This window comes from Segatella oulorum F0390 (assembly GCF_000224615.1).
Classification (GTDB): domain Bacteria; phylum Bacteroidota; class Bacteroidia; order Bacteroidales; family Bacteroidaceae; genus Prevotella; species Prevotella oulorum.
In genome coordinates, this window is the sequence record NZ_JH114215.1 from 449,959 (window position 1) to 475,263 (window position 25,305).

Annotated in this window: 18 protein-coding genes; 13 read left to right on the forward strand and 5 right to left on the reverse strand. The window is 45.4% G+C overall.

What is annotated here, in order from left to right:
- Positions 1-143: 143 nt before the first annotated feature.
- From HMPREF9431_RS01935 to dnaB, 4 genes are all read right to left on the reverse strand, one after another.
- Positions 144-758 (reverse strand): AbgT family transporter, encoded by a 615-nt coding sequence (locus HMPREF9431_RS01935; RefSeq protein ID WP_004379387.1) that lies wholly within the window; start codon positions 756-758, stop codon positions 144-146.
- A complete protein-coding gene (locus tag HMPREF9431_RS01940) occupies positions 748-1,473 on the reverse strand; it encodes a DUF5932 domain-containing protein (RefSeq protein ID WP_004379388.1) in 726 nt (241 codons plus the stop codon). Before HMPREF9431_RS01940 ends, HMPREF9431_RS01935 begins: the two co-directional genes overlap by 11 nt.
- On the reverse strand, positions 1,470-4,922 hold the full coding sequence (locus tag HMPREF9431_RS01945) for a sensor histidine kinase (RefSeq protein WP_040561038.1): 3,453 nt from the start codon (positions 4,920-4,922) through the stop codon (positions 1,470-1,472). The genes HMPREF9431_RS01940 and HMPREF9431_RS01945 overlap by 4 nt, the downstream gene beginning before the upstream one ends.
- A gap of 616 nt (positions 4,923-5,538) precedes the next feature.
- On the reverse strand, positions 5,539-7,071 hold the full coding sequence (gene dnaB / locus HMPREF9431_RS01950) for a replicative DNA helicase (protein ID WP_004379390.1): 1,533 nt from the start codon (positions 7,069-7,071) through the stop codon (positions 5,539-5,541).
- A 105-nt stretch (positions 7,072-7,176) separates the two neighbouring features.
- On the opposite strand from dnaB, the gene ispE reads away from it, so the two are divergent.
- The 7 genes from ispE to HMPREF9431_RS01985 all read left to right on the forward strand — a co-directional run bounded on the left by ispE (position 7,177) and on the right by HMPREF9431_RS01985 (position 15,380).
- Positions 7,177-8,016: a 4-(cytidine 5'-diphospho)-2-C-methyl-D-erythritol kinase gene (ispE, locus tag HMPREF9431_RS01955; RefSeq protein ID WP_004379391.1), complete on the forward strand. Its 840-nt coding sequence runs from the start codon at positions 7,177-7,179 to the stop codon at positions 8,014-8,016.
- Between the two features lie 130 nt (positions 8,017-8,146).
- On the forward strand, positions 8,147-8,890 hold the full coding sequence (locus HMPREF9431_RS01960; RefSeq protein ID WP_004379392.1) for a cell division ATP-binding protein FtsE: 744 nt from the start codon (positions 8,147-8,149) through the stop codon (positions 8,888-8,890).
- 25 nt (positions 8,891-8,915) lie between these two features.
- Entirely contained in the window at positions 8,916-10,238 is a 1,323-nt protein-coding gene (locus HMPREF9431_RS01965; RefSeq protein ID WP_040560687.1) for an aspartate kinase, read from the forward strand.
- A 22-nt stretch (positions 10,239-10,260) separates the two neighbouring features.
- The gene (gene lysA / locus HMPREF9431_RS01970) at positions 10,261-11,436 is read left to right on the forward strand and encodes a diaminopimelate decarboxylase (RefSeq protein WP_004379394.1); all 1,176 of its coding nucleotides are present in this window, start codon (positions 10,261-10,263) and stop codon (positions 11,434-11,436) included.
- 2 nt (positions 11,437-11,438) lie between these two features.
- A complete protein-coding gene (locus HMPREF9431_RS01975) occupies positions 11,439-12,605 on the forward strand; it encodes a glycosyltransferase (protein ID WP_004379395.1) in 1,167 nt (388 codons plus the stop codon).
- Positions 12,606-12,612: 7 nt separating this feature from the next.
- The gene (locus HMPREF9431_RS01980) at positions 12,613-13,392 is read left to right on the forward strand and encodes a hypothetical protein (protein WP_040560688.1); all 780 of its coding nucleotides are present in this window, start codon (positions 12,613-12,615) and stop codon (positions 13,390-13,392) included.
- Entirely contained in the window at positions 13,389-15,380 is a 1,992-nt protein-coding gene (locus tag HMPREF9431_RS01985; RefSeq protein WP_004379397.1) for a fructose-1,6-bisphosphatase, read from the forward strand. The genes HMPREF9431_RS01980 and HMPREF9431_RS01985 overlap by 4 nt, the downstream gene beginning before the upstream one ends.
- A 117-nt stretch (positions 15,381-15,497) precedes the next feature.
- Here HMPREF9431_RS01985 and HMPREF9431_RS01990 read toward each other — a convergent pair whose 3' ends face one another.
- Positions 15,498-16,196 carry a tRNA1(Val) (adenine(37)-N6)-methyltransferase gene (locus HMPREF9431_RS01990; protein ID WP_004379398.1) on the reverse strand — a complete coding sequence of 233 codons (699 nt, stop codon included), beginning with the start codon at positions 16,194-16,196 and terminating at the stop codon, positions 15,498-15,500.
- A gap of 144 nt (positions 16,197-16,340) precedes the next feature.
- Here HMPREF9431_RS01990 and lon point away from each other — a divergent pair, with 144 nt between their 5' ends.
- From lon to HMPREF9431_RS02020, 6 genes are all read left to right on the forward strand, one after another.
- A complete protein-coding gene (gene lon, locus HMPREF9431_RS01995) occupies positions 16,341-18,800 on the forward strand; it encodes an endopeptidase La (RefSeq protein ID WP_040560689.1) in 2,460 nt (819 codons plus the stop codon).
- Positions 18,797-19,924 carry a tRNA guanosine(34) transglycosylase Tgt gene (gene tgt / locus HMPREF9431_RS02000; RefSeq protein WP_004379400.1) on the forward strand — a complete coding sequence of 376 codons (1,128 nt, stop codon included), beginning with the start codon at positions 18,797-18,799 and terminating at the stop codon, positions 19,922-19,924. Before lon ends, tgt begins: the two co-directional genes overlap by 4 nt.
- A 6-nt stretch (positions 19,925-19,930) precedes the next feature.
- Positions 19,931-21,205 (forward strand): LptF/LptG family permease, encoded by a 1,275-nt coding sequence (locus HMPREF9431_RS02005; RefSeq protein ID WP_004379401.1) that lies wholly within the window; start codon positions 19,931-19,933, stop codon positions 21,203-21,205.
- A gap of 8 nt (positions 21,206-21,213) precedes the next feature.
- Positions 21,214-22,848 (forward strand): DEAD/DEAH box helicase, encoded by a 1,635-nt coding sequence (locus HMPREF9431_RS02010; protein WP_004379402.1) that lies wholly within the window; start codon positions 21,214-21,216, stop codon positions 22,846-22,848.
- A 695-nt stretch (positions 22,849-23,543) separates the two neighbouring features.
- Positions 23,544-24,416, forward strand: coding sequence for a hypothetical protein (locus HMPREF9431_RS02015; RefSeq protein ID WP_155812914.1), 873 nt, complete (start codon positions 23,544-23,546; stop codon positions 24,414-24,416).
- Positions 24,417-24,428: 12 nt separating this feature from the next.
- Entirely contained in the window at positions 24,429-25,304 is an 876-nt protein-coding gene (locus HMPREF9431_RS02020; RefSeq protein ID WP_004379404.1) for a nucleoside phosphorylase, read from the forward strand.
- The last annotated feature ends 1 nt before the right edge of the window (position 25,305 follow it).

The following is a 25,305-nucleotide window of genomic DNA, read 5'->3' on the forward strand; positions in this document are numbered from 1 at the left end:
CTTTTAAAGGTAGTCACCCTATTGCAGCGAAATGTTTTTTATAAACTTCTTGCATGCCCTTTTTCTTACCAATAATAGGGTCATTTGCGTTCAAAATTATATCTATTTTACGACGCAAAGTACGGAATATCGGACTCTGCGAGCTATTGTGCGCCTATAGTGAGGACAAAACGGATCGAACAAAAGAGTTGAGCCGCTGCAATGTAGAGCACAAATAGGGGCGACAAGGTGTCGAACTTCGAACAGAGCATGGAAAAGGTTTGCACAAGTGAAGTGATGTGCCCCGACAAAAACGCATAGCTTACGCCCATGATGCAAGCCGAAAAGGACAGATAGGGAATAATACTATCTGAGAAACTGCTGGGAAACAAATGGCCGTCAATGTTGAGCAACACGGCATGGGGCAGCAATGTGAGCAACACAAGCACGGCGATGAGTACAACCAATTCGGAAACAACGAAGCGCAAGGCCAACCGCTGTCTGAAGTCTAAAGGACGTTTTAAGTGCAGCAATCCGCTCGTGGTGATGCAGCCATACCCCATTGTGGCCACCAGCATCCACACCATGATAGGCGAAGCGAGATTATAGGAGAATTGGCCAAAGAACCAACGGATGCCTTCGCTGCTCAGTAGGGAGTGCAACTGCAAGCTGGGCAGGATGGCCGTGATGAGCCATGAACCCAAAATAACCAGCCCTTGTGCTACGAGCAACAGCAACATTATCACGGCAAAGAGGCGCTGCCCTCTCCTACTCTTCATCGGCATGCAGATTATCAATGTCTAAAATGCGCAGTTCAATGGCACGCACCACCAAGCGCGTGGCATTGATTCCTGTACCGCTGCTACTCTCATGAAATAACTTCTGCACCAATTCGTTTTGCCTTTTCTCTAAACTCTTCACGCCAAAGGGCATACCACGCAGATTGGTGATTTGCTCTTTGGTATAGCCCAAGGCCAAATGGCGCAAGAAGCGCTCATCGTATTCGTCGATTTCATAATTCACCAAAGCCTCCTGCTGCATGAGTTGATTGGTAACTCCTGTTTTAAAACGCGCCACGATCTTCTCTAAAATGGGCTGATTGAACACCAAGCGCTTGCCATCCATGACACTGGCAACATCGCTACGGGTGAGCATTTCGCCACTCTTGAGAATAATACCGTCGCAGCCTGCATCAAGTGCATCGACCCACAGCTTCTCGTTGAGAATTTCACCCGTGAAGATAAGCACTTTCACATGAGGATGCATCTCTTTAGTGTGCCGGCATAACTCAACGCCAATGGTGGTGCTGCCACCCAAGCCTAAATCAAGCAGCACTAAGTCGGGCACCTCTTGTTTCAGGCATTTCCAATAAGCTGCTTCGTTATCGGCAGTCCCAATGATCTGCGCCTCGGGAATGTCATTTCTAAGTATTCCTTCTGTGCCTTTCAGCTCGAGTGGCACATCTTCAACAATAATTACTTTGAATGGATTCATATTTCAATTAATTTTTTAATTCTGCGAGGTAAAGTGATTTCGACAAGTGTCCCACCGCCGACTCGTTGGCGCGCCTGAATGCCACAAGCACGCAAATTTGTGGCATCGCCTATCTCACGCACTATTTGCCGACACACCATGTATTCAATATTGACCGACGATGGCGTGAAGAGCAATGCACGCTCATCGGCCGACAGTTGTAGCGTGGGTAGTTCTGCCTCAACCACAATGTAGCTGGGATCTTTGTCCACCATGCGGCAATGCATATCGGTTTCGTGGCTGATTTTCTTCAGCAACAGCAATAAGTATTTTATCAGTTCGGGTGTCACCTTGAGATTTTTCTCGATCTGCAACATGGCTTGCCGGCTCAAAACAGCATAGAGCTGCTTGTAGTAGCGAGCCACTTCGCTGATAGAGGCTAAATTTTTCTCTTCGGCATCTACCAATTGCTTAATGCGCGACGGATAATACATGGTTTCATGCTTCAGTGTCGAAAGGCAATTATCGAGCACATTGTTGCTCACGTGCAGCTGCTGACTTTCATATTCAATGCGGTGGAGCTCATCGTGTGCCAGCTCCAAAGCAATGCGCTTTTGCTGCCCCGAAGCCATGCTGCTCTTCAAGGCAACTCGAATGCGATCAACCACCTCATTGAGTCGTGGGTCGGGCGTTTTCAATAAGAAATTGCCCTTGTTCCAAAGTCTGTCAATGGCACGCAACTTCTCTTCAATCGGCAAATCGGCCGACAGCACTGCATTGATTTTCCCCACACGTTCCACAGCCAAACGATAATAAAGCTGGTAGCGATAATACAAGAAATAATAGGCTGGGAAGATTGAAATCAACAGCATAATGAGTAGCACAACCGCCACATTTTTGCTATTTTCCGATTGTTGCATCACGTGCACGTATTCGTCTAAAGAGTTGTCGGCCGAAGTCTCCTTGAACAACTGCGTATAGGCTCTGTTGTTATAATGATAGGCTGCCCATTGGTGCAAAGCCAAATCGGCAACGGCCGTCTCGTTGCGCATGTCCAAAATGATGTTATAATCCATTTTCACTTGCTGACGAAACCAATTGATCTCGGCTGGCACCACTTCCGTGCCGACATAACGCAACGTGTCGACAGCCTTGGGATGAGCAAGGCGGTAATAGCGGTTCAGGCATTGACGACAACTGTCGGCGTAAGCCAATGTTATGGTGTAGTCTCTGCGGAGATTAGAGAAGTAAGCGCTATCGGCAAAGCTGGCTGCTTGCTTGAGCAAATAGTGGGGTGCAGCCCACGAAGAAACGGAACTCAGCAGAACACCCAACAGCAATAACACACGCTGCATGCCCTGAGGCAGTCTAAACTTGAAGCAGCTTCCTTTGCCAAGTTGGCTCTCTACTGTGAGCGAGCACACCGAGAAAATCTTGCTCACTTTGCGATATTTCTCGATAATGCCTTTGCAATTCATCAAACCGAAGCCATGGGATTTTTCAGTCTCCATCTGCTCCTGTCCTTGCAAACATTCGTCTACAATCACTTTATGCTCGAACAAATGAGCCACTTGTGCGGGCGACATGCCTTCGCCATCGTCCCGAATTGCAATTTCAACAGCACCTTCTGCTTCGAGCACTTGGCTCGCAATCCACACATGCCCGCCCGAAGGCGTATATTTACGTGCATTGTCGGCCAGCGTGTTGAGCATAAAGAGTGTGAGCGCCCGATCGGCTTTTACAACGGCTTTCGAAGGCTCTACTATCAGCTGAATGCCTTTGTTTTTGAAACTAAAGCTGCTTTTTTCAACAATGGCAAACAAATCTTGCAAAGCAAAGCGCTCGATGTTGAGATTGAGTTGCCCTTGCTTCAACTGAATCCACTGCGTCAGCGCATTATTATATTCATTAATCTTGCCGGCCAACTCGCCAATATAAGTATAACGTGCGGCACGCTCTGCCGGGGACTCATGTCGATGATTCAACACATCAATCTCGTGCAAAATGCGATCAATAAGCGGAGTGATGACGTTCACCAAAGCCACCTTAGCACGCTGCTCAATGTTGCGACGCAAATTGTCCGACAAATGAAGCTCGGCCACGTGGCATTGGTCTTCCACAGCTTGCAAAGCCTCATCGATTTGCGCCAGCCGCTCTTCTTCCTCCACTTGCCATTGCTCTAAAGGCGCAAGCAATTGCTCTACCGAAAATTGTTTGTCACGACGGCGACGCATTTGGTCGAATATGACCAATAAAACCACCACCACAACAATCATGGTGGCCACGGCAATGAGCATGCCGTTGAGCTGAGCCGCCGATTTGTTGAGCTGGTCGGCACGTGCCTCGAGCTGCTTGTCTTGTCGGGTTTGCTCTTGCAAATCTAAATAAACATTTCGGTTATAATCGCTTTGTGCCTTGTCGTCAATGGCCGCAAAGACCAATGACATTTGCTCGCGGATAGAAGAAACCAAGTCGGGCGCACGATTAATAATGGTGTCGCTCAAAGCATTGTCTAAGCACATTCGCGCCGATTTATAATCGCCAAGTTGCCAATAGCATTGTGCCAAGGTGCGATAGGAACCGGCTATTTGATAGACATCGCCAAACTGCCGAAACATGTTGAGTGAACGTTGCGCCAAGTTGCCTGCCAAAAGCGAGTCGGGCAGGTTGTCGACGTTGAGGTGCTGAATGAAAGGAATGTTGTTGCGAATAAGGAATTTGCGATCGGAAGGGTCGATTAAAAGCTCGCTGATGGCTTGCATGGCATTGGCTTCCCAAAACACATAACCGTTGTGGCGTGCCAATTCGTAGCAGCGCATCAAATAATCGAACTCTTTTTGTGCAATCTCTTGGCTGCTCCCTTTATCGATGATGCTTCCCGTACCCAAGTTATAATAATAGGAAAGCAGCTGTGCCGTGTCTTGTTGAATGGCTCCATAGGGGTCAATCTGCTTCAGCGCCTCGATGGATTGCCGCTTCAAGCCCACATAATAATAATAGGTGGAGGTGATGATGTCAAATTCCGTTTCGGCATAAGTAAACCGACGTCGTTGCGACGAGGTCAGGTATTTCCACTCTTCACGAATGCGACGCAAACGGCGCAATGCCAATTCCCGATACGTGTAGAACGATTTGTTGCGCGATTGGCGCTGACAAAGGCGCATGGCTTGCACGTCACTCACAAACAATTCTATTTGATTGTCTGTTATCTTCTTCACCTTGTGCAACAGCGCATAGGCCGTCTGATAATTCATGCGCATCGTGGCTACGAAAGCTAAATTATTGAGTGCTTCAGCTTGCCCCTCGTCATCGTGCCGGCTCAAAGCCAACGCTTGCTCCGCATAATGTTTGGCCGAGTCTAAATTGCGGTAGTGAAAAGCATAAGACTTGCCATTGAGCGCATCAATCCTTTGCTTCGGAGCCGACGCACAACCTCCCAACAGCAAGAGCAGGCTCAAGCCGGTAAGCATAAGCAACAGCCTATTGTTCAAGCTGCAACAAATGTCAGGATGTAAAGGAATAGCACGTGCCAATGCAATAATGATTTTGTAATTAGCGAGACAAAAATAGCAAATTTCACTGAAATGCGAAAACAAAACGCCCAATTTAAAGGCGAATAGAGCCATTACGATGCTACACAAGGCCTCAAAATTATTTTTTTACGGCTGCTAAGTTGTTAGCAAGCCTCAAAATCATTTTTTTTGCCCTGCTAAGTTTTTAGCAAGCCTCAAAATCGTTTTTTTGCGGCTGCTAAGTTGTTAGCAAGCCTCAAAATTATTTTTTTGCCCTGCTAAGTTGTTAGCAAGCCTCAAAATCATTTTTTTGCCCTGCTAAGTTGTTAGCAAGCCTCAAAATCGTTTTTTTGCCCTGCTAAGTTTTTAGCAAGGCCCAAAATCGTTTTTTTTGCGCTGCTAAGTTTTTAGCAAGCCTCAAAATCGTTTTTTTTGCCCTGCTAAGTTTTTAGCAAGGCCAAAAATCATTTTTTTGCGTTTGCTAATTTGTTAGCAAGCCGCTTCCAAAGAAAAATGGTGCTTGCTCAACCATCGGCAAACACCAAAATCCTTTTATACTATTCCATGCGCGGCGTTAGAAGGGCACATCGCCACGTGTTTCTTGGAATGGAGCGTCACTTAATGGATAGCTCTCCGGCGGATTACTCTCACCGCCATTCATTCGTGAGCCAACGATTTCGCCGCCATCGTGCATCGAATGATAAGACTCTTCGGGATTGCGAAAACTGGTAAACTCACCTTTAAACGTGAGCAACACGTCGCCCGTCGCACCCTTTCTGTGCTTGGCAATGATGATTTGTGCCATGCCGCGCAAGTCATTTTTATGTTCGTCTTCGTAAATATGATAATATTCGGGACGATGCACAAAGAGCACCATATCGGCATCTTGCTCAATGGCACCCGACTCACGCAAATCACTCAACACGGGACGCTTGCCCTCCAAGCCTTCACGACCTTCCACATTACGGCTTAATTGCGACAAGGCCAAAATGGGAATGTCCAATTCTTTAGCCAATCCTTTGAGCGAACGCGAAATGGTTGACACCTCTTCCTGACGACTGCCAAACTTCATTCCGTTGGCATTCATGAGCTGCAAATAGTCAATCATAATCAGCTTCACACCTTTCTCGCGCACCAGTCGGCGCGCTTTCGTGCGCAGTTCAAAAACCGAGAGACTGGCGGTGTCGTCCACATAAATAGGCGCCCCGGTGAGCTTTCTCAAATTCTTGTCTAAACGTTCCCATTCATCGGGCGTGAGTTGTCCACTCAAAATCTTGCTACCTGCCACTTCACACGTGTTGGAAATCAAACGGTTTACCAACTGCACATTGTTCATTTCGAGCGAGAAAAAAGCAATGGGCACTTGGTAATCAACCGCAATATTTTTGGCCAAACTCAAAGCGAATGAGGTTTTACCCATGGCCGGCCGACCGGCAATAATCACCAAATCGCTCTTCTGCCAGCCACTCGTTATTTCGTCTAATTTTGTGTAGCCTGTCGCAATACCCGTTAAACCATCTTTGTTGGCCGAAGCTCTTTGCAAGATATCGATGGCCTCTTTCACCACAGGGTCTATCTGGGTGTAATCTTGCTTCATGTTGCGCTGCGAAATCTCGAAGAGCGAACCCTCGGCCTCCTGCATCAACAAATCTACATCAACCGTGTCGTCAAACGCCTTCTCCTCTACCCTACTGGCAAATTGAATTAACTGCCGCGCCAAAAACTTTTGTGCCAAGACATGCGCATGATAATCGACATTGGCCGACGATGCCACACGGTCGCTAATCTCCATCAAATAGGGCAAGCCGCCCACCTCTTCGAAAGTGCCATTGCGTTTCAGCTCCTCTGTCACCGTCATGATGTCAACGGGACGCTCAGTCATGTTCAAATTCTGAATCGCTTGATAAATCTTTTGATTTCGAGGCTCATAAAAAGTCTCGGGACAAATCACTTCCGAAACCACCGAAAAAGCATCTTTATCAATCATCAGCGCGCCAATCACAGCCCGCTCGATGTCGGTGGCTTGTGGCTGCAAATGCCCATAGGTGGTGTCTATCTGTTGTGTTCCCTTTCGGCGCCGGGCACCGTTAGTACTACTTTCTACCATAAAATTTTTTGATTTTCGGCAAAGGTAATCATTTTTTTAGGTATAAGCCGCCTCGCTAAATCTATTTTTTGTATTTTTGCAACCTATAAAAATAAGCATAAACACATGATTTTATTTCCTACCGCAAAAATCAATCTCGGGCTCAACATCGTCGAAAAAAGAAGCGATGGCTATCACAATATTGAGACCATTTTCTACCCCATTCCATTGTGTGATGCACTCGAAATTAAAAACATGGACGAAAACTTCCCGTCGGCAACCGATTGCGATCTTAAAATAACGGGAAACAAGCTGGAAGGCAACGAACAAGACAACCTTGTGGTGAAAGCTTATCAACTGCTGAAACGCGATTTCAAATTGCCGCGTATCCACATTCATCTCTACAAACAAATACCCTCACAGGCAGGATTAGGTGGCGGGTCAAGCGATGCTGCATTTATGATAAAATTGTTGGATGAGCGTTTCCGCCTCAACTTAGGCTATGCAGAGATGGAACGATATGCTGCAAATTTGGGCGCAGATTGTGCTTTTTTTATCCGCAATGAAGCTGCTTTTGCTGAAGGAATTGGTAGTAATTTGTCGCCCATGGATGAGCTCCAAGATCTCTTGCAATCCTATTACATTGGCATTGTAAAACCACCGGTTGCTGTTTCTACACAAGAAGCCTATGCTCATGTTTTACCACAACGACCCGCAACATGCTGCAAAGACATCGTGAAACAACCTGTTGAAACATGGAAGAATGAACTGACAAACGATTTCGAGACATCGGTATTCAAAAATTATCCGCAGCTGAAAGAAATTAAAGAAGAACTCTATCGGCAAGGTGCATGCTACGCTTCGATGAGCGGCAGTGGCAGCAGTCTTTACGGACTCTTTAAGGAGAGTCCCAAAGATTTCTCATCCTCATTTCCCAACTGCTACACTTTTGCTGGCAAATTATGACGCAGAGCCGTATAAAGTTGAAAAAGAAATCATACATTCTTTTTTCTAAATTATATTATCTACCTTTGTAGCTATCATTTTTCATTAGATATTTTTCATGAAACCATAACAACATTAAGTTTTTCAAAGCATGAGTTTAATTGGCTACAACAACATAGACATTTACCAAGAGGATAATCTCGTCTTGAAAGATGTGAATTTTCAGGTTGAAGAAGGAGAATTTATTTATATCATCGGCAAAGTCGGATCTGGAAAGACAAGCTTGCTCAAAACATTATATTGCGAACTTGATTTATACAAGGATGCTGAAAAGGACGAACAGAAAGCCGAAGTCCTGGGGCGCGACATGCTGACTTTAAAACGAAAAGAAGTGCCGGCCTTGCGCAGAGAGCTTGGCATTATCTTTCAAGATTTTAAACTGCTGCACGAAAAAAGTGTACGAAAAAACCTTGAGTTCGTCCTAAAGTCTACGGGATGGAAAAATGAGCAAGAAATAAATGAGCGCATTGAGACAACACTTTCTGATGTGGGCTTGTTGGATAAGATCGATAAATATCCACATGAATTATCGGGAGGAGAGCAGCAACGTGTTGCTATTGCACGAGCAATTTTAAATGAGCCCAAGATAATTTTGGCAGATGAGCCGACAGGTAATCTCGATCCTGAAACAGCAAGTGATATTATTCATTTACTAAAAAACATCACAAGAGCTAATACGGCCGTCGTGATTACCACACACAACATAACGTTGTTAAACAAAATCCCGGGTATCGTATATCGCTGTGAGAATAGCATTCTTACAGAGGTCACAAAAGAATATAATCACATAGCTCTCGCAGAAGATGCCGAGCGTGTCAACAACCCAAAGCCATAACAAAATAACAAATACAAGGATGAGTATGGAAGTTATGAAATTTGGTGGTACTTCTGTTGGTACGGTTAGCCGCATGCAAGAAGTCGCATCATTAGTTACAGCATCTTCAAAACCCACATTTGTTGTTCTCTCGGCGATGAGCGGCACAACAAATGCGTTGATAGAGATTGCTGATTACCTCTATAAAAAAAATCCAGAAGGCGCAAATGAAGTGATTAATAAACTTGAAGCAAAATATTTGCAACATGCGCAAGATTTATATTCTACAGAAGAATACAAATTAAAAACGAAAGCGTTCCTATTAAAGGAGTTTGAATATCTGCGTTCATTTACAAAAGATTTATTCACCAGTTTTGAAGAAAAAAATATTGTTGCGCAAGGAGAAATCATGAGTACCAATATGGTTGTGAACTATCTCAAAGAAAAAGGGGTTAAGGCCATATTGCTCAATGCCCTCGACTTTATGCGTACAGACAAAAATGGTGAACCCGATTTAGAATTTATAAAAACGGAATTGGGGAAAATCATGGAGCATCATCAAGGCTTTCAAATATACATGACGCAGGGTTTCATTTGCAGAAATGCCTATGGAGAGGTAGACAATCTTTTGCGAGGAGGCAGCGATTACACGGCTTCACTCATTGGTGTAGCGCTTTCTGCAAGCGAAATCCAAATTTGGACCGACATTGATGGGATGCATAACAATGACCCCAGAGTGGTAAAGAAAACAGAAGCATTGCACCAACTTAATTTTGAAGAGGCAGCCGAACTGGCTTATTTCGGTGCAAAAATCTTACATCCGACATGTATACAGCCTGCCAAATATGCAGGAATACCTGTGAGATTGAAAAACACAATGGAGCCAGAAGCTGAAGGTACCATCATTGATAATACAATTATTAAAGGAAAAATAAAAGCTGTTGCCGCTAAAGATAATATTACAGCTGTTAAAATTAAAAGTAGTAGGATGCTTTTAGCAACTGGTTTTTTGCGCAAAGTATTTGAGATTTTTGAAAGCTACCAAACCCCCATAGACATGATTACGACAAGTGAAGTCGGCGTGTCTATGAGCATAGACTCAGAAGTTCACTTAAATGAGATTGTAAATGAATTAAAGAAATATGGCACAGTATCCGTAGATCATGATATGTGCATCGTTTGTGTTGTAGGAGACTTAGATTGGAAAAACTTAGGGTTTGAGGCATTAGTACTCGAGGCCATGAAATCAATTTCCGTTCGCATGATTTCTTATGGCGGAAGTAACTACAACATTTCATTTCTCATCAATGCGCAAGACAAGCAGCGCGCACTGCAACAACTTAGTGACGTGCTTTTTCAGCATCAATAGCTTTTTATTAAAAGAAAAATAAATGCTTATAGATCAAGAAAACATCCTGAGGTTTAAAGAGGTACATACGCCATTTTATTTCTACAATACAGCGCTATTGAAGGAAACGCTTCAAAAAATAAAAAAAGAGATTTCTGCGCATAAAAACTATATTGTTCATTACGCAATTAAGGCAAACGCAAACCCAAAGCTACTCCGCTTAATAGCGCAAGCAGGTTTCGGTGCTGATTGTGTAAGCGGTGGAGAAATAGAAAGAGCTTTGGATACAGGATTTCTGGCATCAAAGATTGTATTTGCCGGTGTAGGGAAAAGCGATTGGGAAATAAATTTAGGCTTAGACAATGATATATTTTGTTTTAACGTAGAAAGTGAGCCCGAATTAGAAGTTATCAATGAATTAGCTAAAGCAAAGGGAAAAATCGCATCCGTAGCTTTTAGAATTAATCCCAATATTGGTGCACATACACATGCCAACATTACAACAGGCTTAGCTGAAAATAAATTTGGAATAGCTATGAAGGATATGGAGCATATCATTCAAAAAGCTGAGCAACTTTGTCATATCCGTGTTTTAGGACTGCACTTTCACATTGGAAGTCAAATTTTAGAAATGGATGATTTCATAGCACTCTGCCAGCGCATCAATCAGCTTATAGAACAGTTAAGGCAAGCTCATCATCAGGTTGAGCATATCAATGTTGGTGGCGGCTTAGGAATTGATTATGAACACCCTGACAAGCATCCCATACCCAACTTCTCATTCTATTTCAACACCTACGCAAAATATTTAAATTTGTCTGATGGACAACAGTTACATTTTGAATTAGGGCGAGCTGTTGTTGGACAATGTGGTAGCCTTGTTACGCGGGTGCTCTATGTGAAACAGGGAGCTACAAAACAGTTTATCATTGTTGATGCAGGGATGACCGATTTAATTCGTCCGGCACTCTATCAGGCTCAGCACCAAATAGAGAATCTCAACAGTAGAGAAGTATTAGAAAAATATGATGTAGTTGGGCCTATTTGCGAATCAAGTGATGTCTTTGCAAAGGATATTCTATTGCCCAAGACGCATCGTGGAGACTTGATAGCACTTCATAGTGCAGGAGCGTATGGAGAAATTATGGCCAGTCAATATAATTGTCGAGCATTACCTCAAAGCTATACTTCAGAGGAACTCCCAGACATAAAATCATAGGTATGGATAATTTAAATCTATTTTTTAATCCTATCATCATCGGTATAAGTGTTACTATCATATTGATAGCAATACTTGCTGTGCTGACAAGTCCTTTTTTGAATAAGCTAAAAATGGGGAGAACAGAAGATATTCAAAAGCAGAAAGAAAATCTTCCCCCAATTAGTATTGTTCTATATGCGCATGAGCAGACAACAACTTTAGCACAAAATTTGCCTGTTTTGCTCGAACAAACATATCCATCTTCCTATCAGGTTATCGTTGTTACAGATAAAGATAATCTTGGGACAGAGGATTTAATGAAACAATTATGTTCGAAATATCCTCATTTGTATGTCATCTATTTGCCAACTTCTTCGCGCTACATGAGCCGTAGGAAATTAGCGATAACACTTGGAGTGAAAGCAGCACAAACGGAATGGATAGTGATAACAGAACCCACATGTAAACCTCATCATACGAACTGGTTGACTGCAATGGCATATCATTTCAATGACTCTGTAGGCTTTGTTATGGGATATGCAGCCTTGTCTAATGATACTCCTAAGTTCTGGCAGTTTGAACATGCCATGCAAGCCTACCATCGTTTATGTGCTGCAAAGCACCAGCACGCTTGGAGTACAAATTCACCCAATATAGCGTTGAGGAAAAGTATGTTTATGGAGAATGATGGATTTAGGAATAATCTCCGATTTGCTCGTGGTGAATATGATTTCCTTGTAAACGAATACGCATGTAAAACCACGACAGACATTGCTATTGCCAAAGAGGAATGGCTATACGAAGACGAACAAAGCAAAGAGGAATGGAGAAATCTCCATACAAATTTCTTGGCTATCCGTTCCAAACTTCATGGACATGTAGGATATTGCACAAAGATGTTTTTTTATAGTTTGTTGCCATATATCAGCATCATAACCTCATTCTTGGGAATTGCAGGTGGAATTATGCGGCAGCAATGGATACTTTTATGTGCTTCTGTCTTGGCATTACTTCTGCTGATCATTCTACGAACTCTATTAGCTAAACGCGTGAATAAACTTCTTGAAAATTCCATCGGAACAGCAAGTTTATTCTTTCACGAGATAGCCTATTGTTGGCATAGCATTAGCTACCGCTTCCAATATTGGCGTGCAGACAAGGTTAGTTTCAGCAGCCACAAGCTTTAATGCAAATATGAGAATAAAAATCTTAACATCATTGCAACAAGATGTTTTGCAAGAGACATCTTTCTTTAATCTCCTTGAAGAAAGGTGGAAAGATGGTAATGTTACGATTGTTACAGATGGATATTATGATCTTCTTCATGTCATAGGGGTATCAACTCCTACGGTCATACGCAACTTACAACAAGAGAAATCGAAGCTTATTCCTATAGCTTATTCTCCATTAGGCACAATCGCCCCATGGAGTAAAGCCTCATTTCCCAAGACGCTGGGTAAATATGTTGCTTGGCATGCTTGTGGTAAACATGAATATGAATATTTACAACAACAGTTTACCCCAACAACCATCACATGGTTAAAAAACCCTGTGACAACAACAGGCCTTACTATGGCAGAGTTTGCTTCTGCCATGCAGGGATTTTATCAGGAAGTATTGGATCACCACGAGGAATATGTGTGGCACATGATTCATCAACGCATGAGCCAATTACATTTGCAAGAAGAGCAACATACGCTCTGTTTGGTGCTACAACAAATTCTCTATGTGGAATATAAGTTCAAGCGTAAACAAATTCTTTCGTCGAATATAGAAGAGTTGGGGCGTTTGATGCACGAAACAAATTATGATGAAGACGAATTGGCTAAAAACCTTCAACTATTAAAAGTTCATGGTTTTATGGCCAGCTTAGAACAGGTTATGGAGGAACGACAACTGCTTTCCGAAGGCTTTATGCCCATTCCGCCTCTACAAAACCGCCTTACAAAGAATATAAATAAAACTATCATATGAAGAAATATAATATAGAGAAAGACATTCGCTATCTGCAATTACTGTCGAACTCCTTCCCTACAATTGCCGATGCAAGTACAGAGATTATCAATCTACAGGCAATTATGAATTTGCCTAAAGGGACAGAGCACTTTTTAGCTGACATCCATGGTGAGTATGAAGCCTTTCAACATGTGCTCAAGAATGCTTCAGGAAACATCAAGCGCAAAGTGAATGAACTTTTTGGAAATACTTTGCGCGAGCAAGAGAAACGCGAACTTTGCTCGCTGATTTATTATCCTGAGCAGAAACTTGAATTGGTGAAAGAGACAGAGACTGACATCAAAGACTGGTATCACATCACACTCCACCAATTAGTAGCTGTCTGCCGCACCGTTTCAAGCAAATATACACGCTCGAAAGTACGTAAATCATTACCTACAGAGTTCTCGTATATCATTCAGGAGTTGCTCCACGAACACACGGAGAACAACTCTAACAAAACGGCCTATGTGAATGTTATTATTGACACCATTATCTCTACAGGCCGCGCAGACGATTTCATTATTGCCATCTGTAACGTCATTCAGCGATTAGCGATTGACCAGCTCCACATTTTAGGTGATATCTACGATAGAGGCCCCGGCGCACACATTATCATGGACACGATGGCTCACTATCATAGCTGGGACATTCAATGGGGCAATCACGACATCTTATGGATGGGAGCTTGTGCAGGCAATAACGCTTGCATCTGTAATGTCATCCGATTGAGCCTGCGCTATGCCAATCTCACTACCTTAGAAGAAGGCTATGGCATCAATCTCGTCCCATTGGCCACTTTCGCCATGGAGGTCTATAAAGACGACCCATGCGAAGAGTTTATGCCGCGGTTGAGTGGAGGTGCAAAGAAGGTTGATGAGAAGACGATGCGCCTGACAGCACAAATGCATAAAGCCATAGCCGTGATACAATTTAAGGAAGAAGCACAACTCTATGAGGCGCATCCTGAATGGAACATGCATGACCGTGAACTGTTTAAGCACATAGACTACGACAAGTACACAATTCATGTCGACGGAAAGGACTATCCACTGACCAGCTGCCATTTCCCAACCATCGACCCCAAGCATCCCTGTCAGCTTACTTTCGAAGAAAAAACGCTCATGGGCAAGCTCCACCACTCATTCCACGTGAGCGAGAAACTCAATAAGCACATCCGCTTACTCCTGCAACATGGTTGCATGTATGCTGTGAGAAACAAAAATCTACTCTTCCACGCCTCCATTCCGCTTGACGAAAAAGGAGAATTGAAAGAAGTGATGGTCACACCAGAGAAATTTTACAAAGGCAAAAAATTATTCGAAAATATAGGCATGATCATACGTTCGGCATTTCAAGACGACAGCACGCCAGAAGAGCGGAAATATGCCATTGACTATTTTCTTTATCTGTGGTGCGGCCCAGACAGTCCACTCTTCGACAAAAGCAAGATGGCCACTTTCGAACGCTATTTTATTACCGATAAAGCAACACACAAAGAAGAGAAAGGAAACTACTTTCTGCTACGCGACGACGAAGCTATTGTCGACCACATCCTCGATGCCTTTGAGGTGACTGGAGACAATCGGCACATCATCAATGGTCATGTGCCGGTGCATGTGGCCAACGGAGAAAACCCCATCAAGGCCAATGGAAAACTGATGGTCATTGACGGAGGATTCTCACAAGCCTACCATAAAGAGACGGGCATAGCCGGCTACACACTCGTATTCCACAGTCGTGGATTTCAACTGGTTCAGCACGAGCCTTTCACTAGTGCAGCCGATGCCGTGTTACGCGGAACCGACATCAAATCAACCATTCAGATTGTTGAAATGAGCAGTCATCGTATGCTGGTGGCCGACACCGATAAAGGTGCAGAGTTGAAAAAGCAGATTGCCGATTTGGAGGAATTGCTCTATGCCTACCGCCACGGCATCATCAGCGAACAGGAACAGAAAAAATAGCTTCTTTTTCGCTGCGCCCACATTCCTAATCCCTTGTGAGAGATTACAACTTTTCTTCGTTTTGTCTGATAAAGCTAAATTCAGTGTATCGCATCACAAAATCACTTCATGGAGCCATCAGCGCACATAAAAGTCATTCGTGAGTGTCGCATACCAAGGCGAACGTTGGCCGCCAGTCATCATGACCACCGTTTCTTCGGTCAAGGGGTGAGCGGCCTTGCGGCCAAACTGTAACAGATAACGTTTCACAGGCTTGTATTCTGACGTTTTTATACCGCATCGCCGCGTGGGCACCAAACCATGATGATAGCCCTCAGCCACAAAAGCTACGGCACAATCGGCTGGGATAATGGCCGAAAAGTATCCTGCTGCAGACAGTAACCGAACCACACCCGCAAACAAATCGGCATAAGATAGTGTATCGGTATGGCGCGCCACACAGCGGCTCGTTCCCGAAGCCCGTAATGCATCGACAAAGAATGGTGGATTGCTCACAATGCTGTCGAACGTTTCGTCGGACGAAAACTGCTGCAAAGCCTCGTGCATCACCGTTACGCGTGAAGCAAACGGACTATCCATGACGTTGCGTTGTGCCTGTTGAAACGAGGCCTCATCAATCTCAATGCCTACCACGCGCGACTGCTTGTAGCGTTGTGCCAACATCAACGCCACCAGACCCGTGCCCGTGCCGATGTCTAACATGCGCTGTCCGCCTTGTGCCCATGCGCCCAATAACACACCATCGGTGCCCACCTTCATACCACAAGCCTCCTGATGAACCGTAAACTGCTTGAATTGAAAATAAGAATTGCTCATATCTAATTCCCTAACGCCAAAAACGGCCGATTATTTTATACTTTTGTCGTATTTTGCCAACCGACGCAAGGAAAATCATTGTGCGCAAGCTGAAAATCTAATTAAAATACGTACCTTTGCACGCAATAGTTATTTTAATCACGAATGAGCAATAAAAATACATTGATACAAATGATTGCCGATTATGATGGCGACATTTCAAACCTTCTCAACACCGAGATAACAGGAGAGATTCCTGTGCTGACCACGCGCAATCTTATCGTCTTCCCCGGCGTTGTAACGCCAATTTTAGTGGGGCGCGAGTCAAGTGTGCAATTAGTGAAGTATTTAGATAAACACCCCGATGCTGTTTGTGCCATTGTGTGCCAACGCGACTCCAATGTCGACACTCCCGCCTACAAGGATGTTTACCACACGGGTGTCTATGGAAAGCTCGTGAAGCTCATCGATATGCCTGGTCCTGGCGGCAACTTTACTGCTATCGTTCAGGCTTTAGGACGCTGTCATTTGGCTTCGCTCAACAAAGGAAAAAAGTTCTATTTGGGCGAAGTGGTGCCCTATGCCGACCAAATGCCCACCCTCAACAAAGAGTTCAATGCGCTCTATGAAACCGTGAAGAAGAGGGCCAGCAATTATATCAGTCTCAATGACGAGATGCCCGACGAAGCACAATATGCTCTCTCAAGCATCCGGCACAGCGTGATTGGCATCAACTACATTTGCTGCAATCTGCCGCTCCCCATCAAAAACAAAATTAAACTGCTCGAGAAAGATGACATCGCTGAGCGTGCATTCAGCTTGCTGAAAGCCCTCGAACGAGAAATCCAACTGCTGAAGCTCAAGCAAGATATTCAGCAGAAGACGCGCATGGATCTTGACGAGCAGCAGCGCGAATACTTCTTGCAGCAGCAAATTAAAAATATTAAAGAAGAACTTGGCCACGGTGAAGGGTCACCCGAAGTGAAAGAGCTGCGTGAGAAAGCTGCCGAGAAAAAATGGAACGACAATGTAGCAACTATCTTTGAACGCGAACTCGACAAGTTGGAACTCTACAATCCACAAAGTCCTGAGTACAGCGTGCAGCTTAACTATCTCCAAAACATGGTCAATCTGCCATGGGGCATCTACACCAAAGACGACCTCAATATTAAAAAAGCTACCAAAGTACTTGACCACGACCACTATGGCATGGAGAAAGTGAAGGAGCGCATCCTCGAATACATCTCAGTGTTGAAGCGGCGCGGCGATTTGAAATCGCCCATCCTCTGCCTTTACGGTCCTCCAGGTGTCGGCAAAACATCATTGGGCAAGAGCATCGCAGCTGCCATGAACCGCAAATATGTGCGGGTGTCATTGGGCGGCGTGCACGATGAGGCAGAAATCCGCGGACATCGCCGTACATATATCGGTGCCATGCCAGGCCGCATCATCAAGAGCATACAAAAGGCAGGAGCAAGCAATCCTGTTTTCATCTTAGATGAGATTGACAAAGTGAGCCAGAACACCATCAACGGCGATCCCTCGTCAGCCTTGTTAGAGGTGTTGGATCCTGAGCAGAATAACGCATTCCACGACAATTACTTAGACGTAGACTACGACCTCTCAAAGGTGCTGTTCATTGCCACCGCAAATGACCTTAACACCATCCCGCGTCCCTTATTAGACCGTATGGAACTGATTGAAGTGAGTGGTTACATCACCGAAGAGAAGATTGAGATTGCTAAGCGCCACCTCATACCCAAAGAACTCAAAAACACAGGCTTAGATACTTTCGTACCACACATCAAATTCAACAAAGCTGCATTGGAATTTATGATTGAACGCTATACCCGTGAGAGTGGTGTGCGCCAATTAGAAAAGCAAATCAATAAGGCGTTGCGTAAACTGGTTTATGAAGGAGAAGTGACGAGTTCCATTGGTAACACAAACATTGACCCCACTCGTGTCGAAGCTCTTTTAGGTAAAGCTCCCTTCTATCGCGACATCTATCAAGGCAACAGCGACGCGGGAGTTGTGACAGGCTTAGCTTGGACCAGTGTCGGCGGTGAAATTCTGTTCATCGAAACATCGCTCAACCAAGGGAGAGGCGGCAAACTCACACTCACAGGAAATCTCGGCGATGTCATGAAAGAGTCCGCCATGATTGCCTTGCAGTATGTGAAAGCCCACGTGGCACAACTCAACATTGATTACCGGCTGTTTGACTATTGGAATATCCACATCCACGTGCCCGAAGGTGCTACGCCTAAAGATGGTCCTTCGGCCGGTATCACCATCGCAACGTCTATTGCTTCGGCCATCACGCAACGTAAAGTACGCAAGAACTTGGCCATGACGGGTGAGATTACATTGCGCGGGAAGGTGCTTCCTGTGGGTGGAATAAAGGAGAAGATTTTAGCCGCAAAGCGTGCGGGCATCACCGACATCATCATGTGCAAAGACAATCGAAAGGATGTTGAAGAAATTCCTGCTAAATATTTGGAAGGACTAACGTTCCACTATGTCGACACCATTCTTGAGGTATGGGACATTGCATTGACTGACGAACGCGTGGAGAATGCCGTGGCCTTCACCGTTCCCGACGAAAAAGAAGAGAAGAAATGACATTTGATGTCCAATACAGCGACTCATCAAGCAATGCCAGAGCTGGTGTTATCACTACGGACCACGGGCAGATTCTGACCCCAATTTTCATGCCCGTTGGTACAGCGGGCACCGTGAAAGGAGTACACTTCAGCGAGCTCATCGAACAAGTAAAGGCACAAATCATTTTGGGTAACACCTATCACCTTTACCTACGCCCGGGGCTTGACATCTTGCAGAAAGCCGGTGGTCTACATGGTTTCAATGGTTGGCAGTATCCTATCCTAACCGATAGTGGTGGTTTTCAGGTGTTCTCGCTCACTGGCATCCGCAAGTTGACCGAAGAGGGGTGCGTGTTTCAATCACACATTGATGGAAGCAAGCACTTCTTCACACCCGAGAATGTGATGGACACCGAACGCATCATTGGTGCCGACATCATGATGGCTTTTGATGAATGTCCTCCTGGAAAGAGCGATTATCACTATGCTAAAAAGAGCTTACAACTCACACAACGCTGGCTCGACAGATGTTTGAAAAGATTTCAAGAGACCCAACCTCTCTATGGTCACCAGCAGAGCCTCTTCCCCATTGTACAGGGATGCACTTACAAGGATTTGCGCCAAGAGGCTGCAAAATTCATTGCTGACAAGGGTGCCGACGGTAACGCCATTGGCGGATTAGCTGTTGGTGAACCTACGGAAGTGATGTATGAGATGATAGAAGTGGTGAACGACATCTTGCCAAAAGATAAGCCACGTTATCTCATGGGCGTGGGTACGCCACAAAATATCTTAGAGGCTATCGAACGTGGTGTTGATATGTTTGATTGCGTTATGCCCACACGAAACGGACGGAATGCGCTACTCTTCACCTATGAAGGGACGATGAACATGCGCAACAAGAAATGGGAAGAGGACTTTTTGCCACTTGACGCCAATGGTTGCGACATCGACAAATGCACCTCCAAAGCCTATCTTCACCATCTTTTTAAAGCAAAGGAATTGTTGGCCATGCAGATTGGTAGCATCCACAATTTGGCATTCTATCTGCGCTTAGTAACCGACGCACGCCAGCACATCCAACAAGGCGACTTTATCAATTGGAAGAAATCGGTTATTGAGCGTCTTGGGCAACGTTTATAGACAGACATGATTGATTTTAGCGAATTAAGAAAACATCACAAGCGTTATCGTATGTTGCGTTGGATTGGACAACGCACTGCATGGACGCAACACCTCATAGCCTGGTTTAAGCAGCATTTGCCATGGCTTTTCAGGATGATGGCTTTCGTTGCGCGCCACCTCTCACGGTTGTACTTTATCAACCCGTTACGCTACATCAAGCGGTTAGATTGGTACATCATCAAGAAGTTTATCGGCACCTACATCTATTCGATTGCGCTCATCATTAGCATCTCCATTGTTGTCGACGTCAACGAGAACTTAGCAAAATTCACCGAGTATCATGCACCGCTCAAAGCGATTATCTTCGACTACTATCTTAATTTCATTCCCTACTTTGCCAACCTCTTCAGCCCACTATTTGTCTTCATTGCCGTCATCTTCTTCACATCAAAATTGGCTGGCAACAGCGAAATCATTTCAATGTTGGCTGCAGGCGTTTCATTTAAACGGCTCATGCGCCCCTACATGCTCTCGTGCATCCTCATCTCTGCCGTTTCGTTCTATCTCAGTGGCTACGTTATTCCTCACAGCAACATTATCAAACAGAACTTCGAGTCGCTCTATAAGAACAAAAAGCTCAACACAGCTGCCGACAACGTGATGCTGCAAGTGGGACGTGGTACGGTTGCCTACATCCAACACTACGATAACAACGCCAAACGTGGTTACGGTTTCTCGCTGGACAAATTTTATGGCAAGAAACTCATCAGCCACCTGACGGCAATGGAAATTCAATACGACACCATCAGCGATGCCAAATATCACTGGACATTGCAAAACTATAAAATCAGGAAGTTCAACGGCTATCGCGAAGTGATTGAGAGCGGTGCTAAGAAAGACTCACTCATTCTCATGGAGCCCACCGACCTGATTTATTCAAAAGGACAGCAAGAGACGTTCACCAGTCCACAATTAAGTGATTACATTTCAAAACAAATAAACAGGGGTTCCAGCAACGTGGTGCAATATCAAGTGGAATATCACAAGCGAATAGCAGCCAGTTTTGCCTCATTCATTCTCACCATCATAGGGCTTTCGCTCTCGGCCAAGAAACGCAAGGGAGGCATGGGCTTGTATTTAGGAATCGGTTTAGCCCTAAGCTTCATTTACATCATGCTGCAAACCGTTTCCTCGACATTCGCCATCAACGCCAACCTTCCACCCATCATTGCGGCCTGGATACCCAATATTATTTTTGCTGTCGTAGCCTATTTTTGCTACCGACATGCACCCAAATAAACAAAATTATGTATTTCGACGAATTAAATTTAAACAACAATGTACTCGATGCGCTCTATGATATGAGGTTCGAGAAATGCACGCCTGTACAGGAAAAGTGTATACCAGAAATTTTAAATGGCAACGACATTTTGGGCGTTGCACAAACGGGAACAGGAAAAACAGCAGCCTATTTGCTGCCCATTCTAAGCAAGCTCGACGATGGCGGCTACCCCGAGAGAGCCATCAACTGCCTCATCATGAGTCCCACCCGCGAGCTGGCACAACAGATTGATCAGGCCATGCAAGGCTTTGGCTACTATCTCAACGGCGTGAGCAGCGTGGCTGTTTATGGCGGAAACGATGGCAACCGCTACGACCAAGAGCTCAAGAGCCTGCAGTTGGGAGCTGACGTTGTCATCGCCACACCGGGCCGTTTAATTTCCCATATTAGTTTGGGCAACGTCGATTTGAGCAAGGTGTCGTTCTTCATTTTAGACGAGGCCGACCGCATGTTGGACATGGGCTTCTCGGACGACATTCTGAAAATCGCTAAGAAACTGCCCAAGAATTGCCAAACCATTATGTTCTCGGCCACGATGCCCAAGAAGATTGAAGAGCTGGCCAAAACTTTGCTCAAGCAGCCCAAGGTGATTAAATTGGCTGTGAGCAAACCGGCTGAAAAAATTCATCAGAGCGCCTACGTGTGCCATGAAGGACAGAAGATTGGCATCATCAACCAGCTGTTCAAGAATAACGATTTGCAACGCGTCATCATCTTCTGCGGCAGCAAAATGAAGGTGAAACAAGTGGCCGGAGCACTGCAACGCAAGCACATCAATTGTGGCGAGATGCACTCAGACCTCGACCAAGCCACCCGTGACGACGTGATGTTCAAGTTCAAAAGCGGCCAATTTGATGTGCTCGTGGCCACCGACGTGATTTCGCGCGGCATCGATATCGACGACATCACCATGGTCATCAACTACGACGTGCCCCACGATGCCGAAGACTATGTGCACCGCATTGGCCGCACGGCTCGCGCTGCCCGCACCGGCACAGCCATCACCTTTGTTTCAGAAGACGATGCCCACTATTTTCAGCAAATCGAAAAATTCTTGGGCAGCGAGGTGGAGAAGCTGCCCCTGCCCGAAGCACTCGGACAAGCGCCCGAATACAACACAGAGGAGCGTCCGCGGAAAAACAACTCGGCCAAGAATCGTCGCCGCAACGACCGCAACCAAACGGCACACAAGGACAAGAAACAGCAAAACAGGCGACAGCGCAACCAGCAGCAAGAAGCGCAAAACAGGCCGGAACAGCGCGAACAGCATGAGACGAAGGACGAGAATAAGGCTCCGTCAACAAACAATCGCCACAGAAATCAGCCACGTCGAGACAACAACGCGCAAGCGGCAACAGCCGAAAACCAGCCTCACAAGCACAACGAGCGCAAGGCAAATGCTGCCGAGCGCCAGCCTAAGAACGGTGAACAACGCCCGCGCAACAAGCGTCGAGGCAACGTTGAAGGCAACTACAAAAAGCGCAATGCAAGGCCCAATGCCACGGTTGAACCCAAGAAGGTGGCAGCTAACATTGCCCCCAAGCCTGTGAGGAAAGAGAACATCGTGCGCAAATTCATCAAGCGCCTGCTCAAGCTCTAATCACAGTCAGAACAGGCATAAAATCATTTTTAGATACGACAAATAGTTTGCCGGGCAGAACGAACCCTTGTTCTGCTCGGCAGATTATTTTCTCCCTACCCCCCGAGAGTGCATGGAAAGCCACTCGCCACGAAGAATCGCATTCGGGAAACGGCTGTCCGAACCTCCTGACTGTATTCCCGGGTGCGGAACAACCATTTTTGAGAAAAATATGCGTTCAGCAGGTGCGGAACAACTGTTTTTGAGAAAAATATACGTTCAGCAGGTGCGGAACAACTGTTTTCGAGAAAAATATGCGTTCAGCAGGTGCGGAACAACCATTTTTGGGAAAAATATAGGTTCAGCAGGTGCGGGACAACTATTTTGAGAAAAATATGTGTTCAGCAGGTGCGGAACAACTGTTTTTGAGAAAAACAAGCGTTCCGGGATCCGGGAACAGTCATTTTTGAGAAAAACAAGCGTTCCGGGATGCGGGAACAACCGTTTTTGAGAAAAACAAGCGTTCCCGGGGTCGGGAACAAGCATTTTTGAGAAAAACAAGCGTTCCGGGATACGGGAACAACCATTTTTGATAAAAATATCCGTTTCAATGTATGGCACAGATCAGTGGAAAGTCACTCCCACACACAAATTATGCACACAAACGTGGCGTTTCTGCACATTTTTCACTAACTTTGTGCTTCACAGAAAAAGAAATGAAACAGCAACGTTTATTCATTGTAATCCTCGCCATGGCCATGGTTTGCCTACAACCAGCATGGGCACAGAAACGCGGTAAAGCGCAATTACCGAAAGGTGGTAAAAGCACCGGTACGAAGCAACAGCCCTCGCCAGAGAGCCTGCTCTACCAAGAACTGCTGCCTGCCACGGCCAAACTCATGTTCATTGATAGCTTAGTGGTCGATAAGGCCACTTTCTTGCAACACATTCCGTTCAACGAAGAAATGGGCACGATGGGCGCCACTGCAACATTCGTGAAGAAGAAAATCGATGAGTCGTTTACCACCTTCGTCAATGGCTTTGGCAATTATGCCATTCTGGCGCAGGGCGATTCTACTCATTCCGCCCTGTACAGCAGCGATAGACTTCAAGGAAAATGGACTATTCCAGAGCGGTTGGCGGGCGTCACCGACGAGTTTTTGGTGCCCAACAATCCTTTTATGCAGAGCGATGGGGTGACACTTTATTTTGGCGCCAAAGGCAGTAAGAGCGTGGGTGGATATGACCTGTTCATGACGCGTTACAACCTCGATGAACAAAAATTTATGCCACCCGAGAACATGGGGTTTCCCTACAATTCTAAAGCCAACGACTACCTGCTGGCCATCGACGAATTTCACGAGTTGGGCTGGCTCGTCACCGATAGAAATCAGCCGGCCGACAAGGTGTGCATCTATGTCTTCGAACCGAAAAGTCAGCGGCTCACCTACGCCGACATGCAGCTACCCAAAACAAAATTGGAGTCGTTTGCGCAAATCGCATCGATTAAAGACACTTGGATGAACGGCAATCGCAACGCTGCACTTTTGCGGCTGAAGAATTTAATGAAATCTAAAAACAAAAAATAAAAATCATCACTTATGAACAAAAAGACTTTTGCACCCTCAGAGCTCATCATCAACGAAGATGGGAGCATTTTCCATTTGCATCTGACATCGCAACAGATTGCCGACAAGATTATGCTTGTGGGCGATCCGGGACGCGTGAGTTTAGTGGCTTCCTACTTCGATGAGAAAGAATTTGAAGTGGAAAGTCGCGAGTTTAAAACCATCACGGGTACTTATAAAGGGAAACGGCTCACGGTGTTGAGCACAGGTATCGGCTGCGACAACATCGACATTGTGATGAATGAGCTTGATGCCCTGGCCAATATTGATTTCGAAACGCGCACGGAGAAAGACGAGCATCGCACACTCACACTGGTGAGAATTGGAACCTGCGGCGGATTGCAGCCCAACACGCCGACGGGCACTTACATCGCCAGTGTGAAAAGCATTGGTTTCGACGGTCTACTCAACTTCTATGCCGGCCGAAACGAGGTGTGCGACCTGCCCTTAGAAGAGGCATTCAAAGCACACATGAACTGGAGCCCATTGCTGGCTGCACCTTATGTCATCGATGCCAATGCCGAACTGATTGACCGCATCGCTGCCAACGATATGGTGCACGGAATTACCATTGCATGCGGAGGTTTCTTCGGACCGCAAGGACGCGAATTGCGCATTCCACTCGCTGATCCCAAGCAGAATGAGAAAGTAGAATCGTTTGTTTATCAGGGACTGCACATCACAAACTTCGAAATGGAAAGTTCGGCCTTGGCAGGTCTTTCTGCCCTCTTGGGGCACAAAGCCATGACATGCTGCATGGTGATTGCCAACCGATTGGCAAAAGAAGTGAATGCGAATTACAAAAATAGCATCAACGGACTCATTGAACTCGTTTTAGACCGAATTTAAA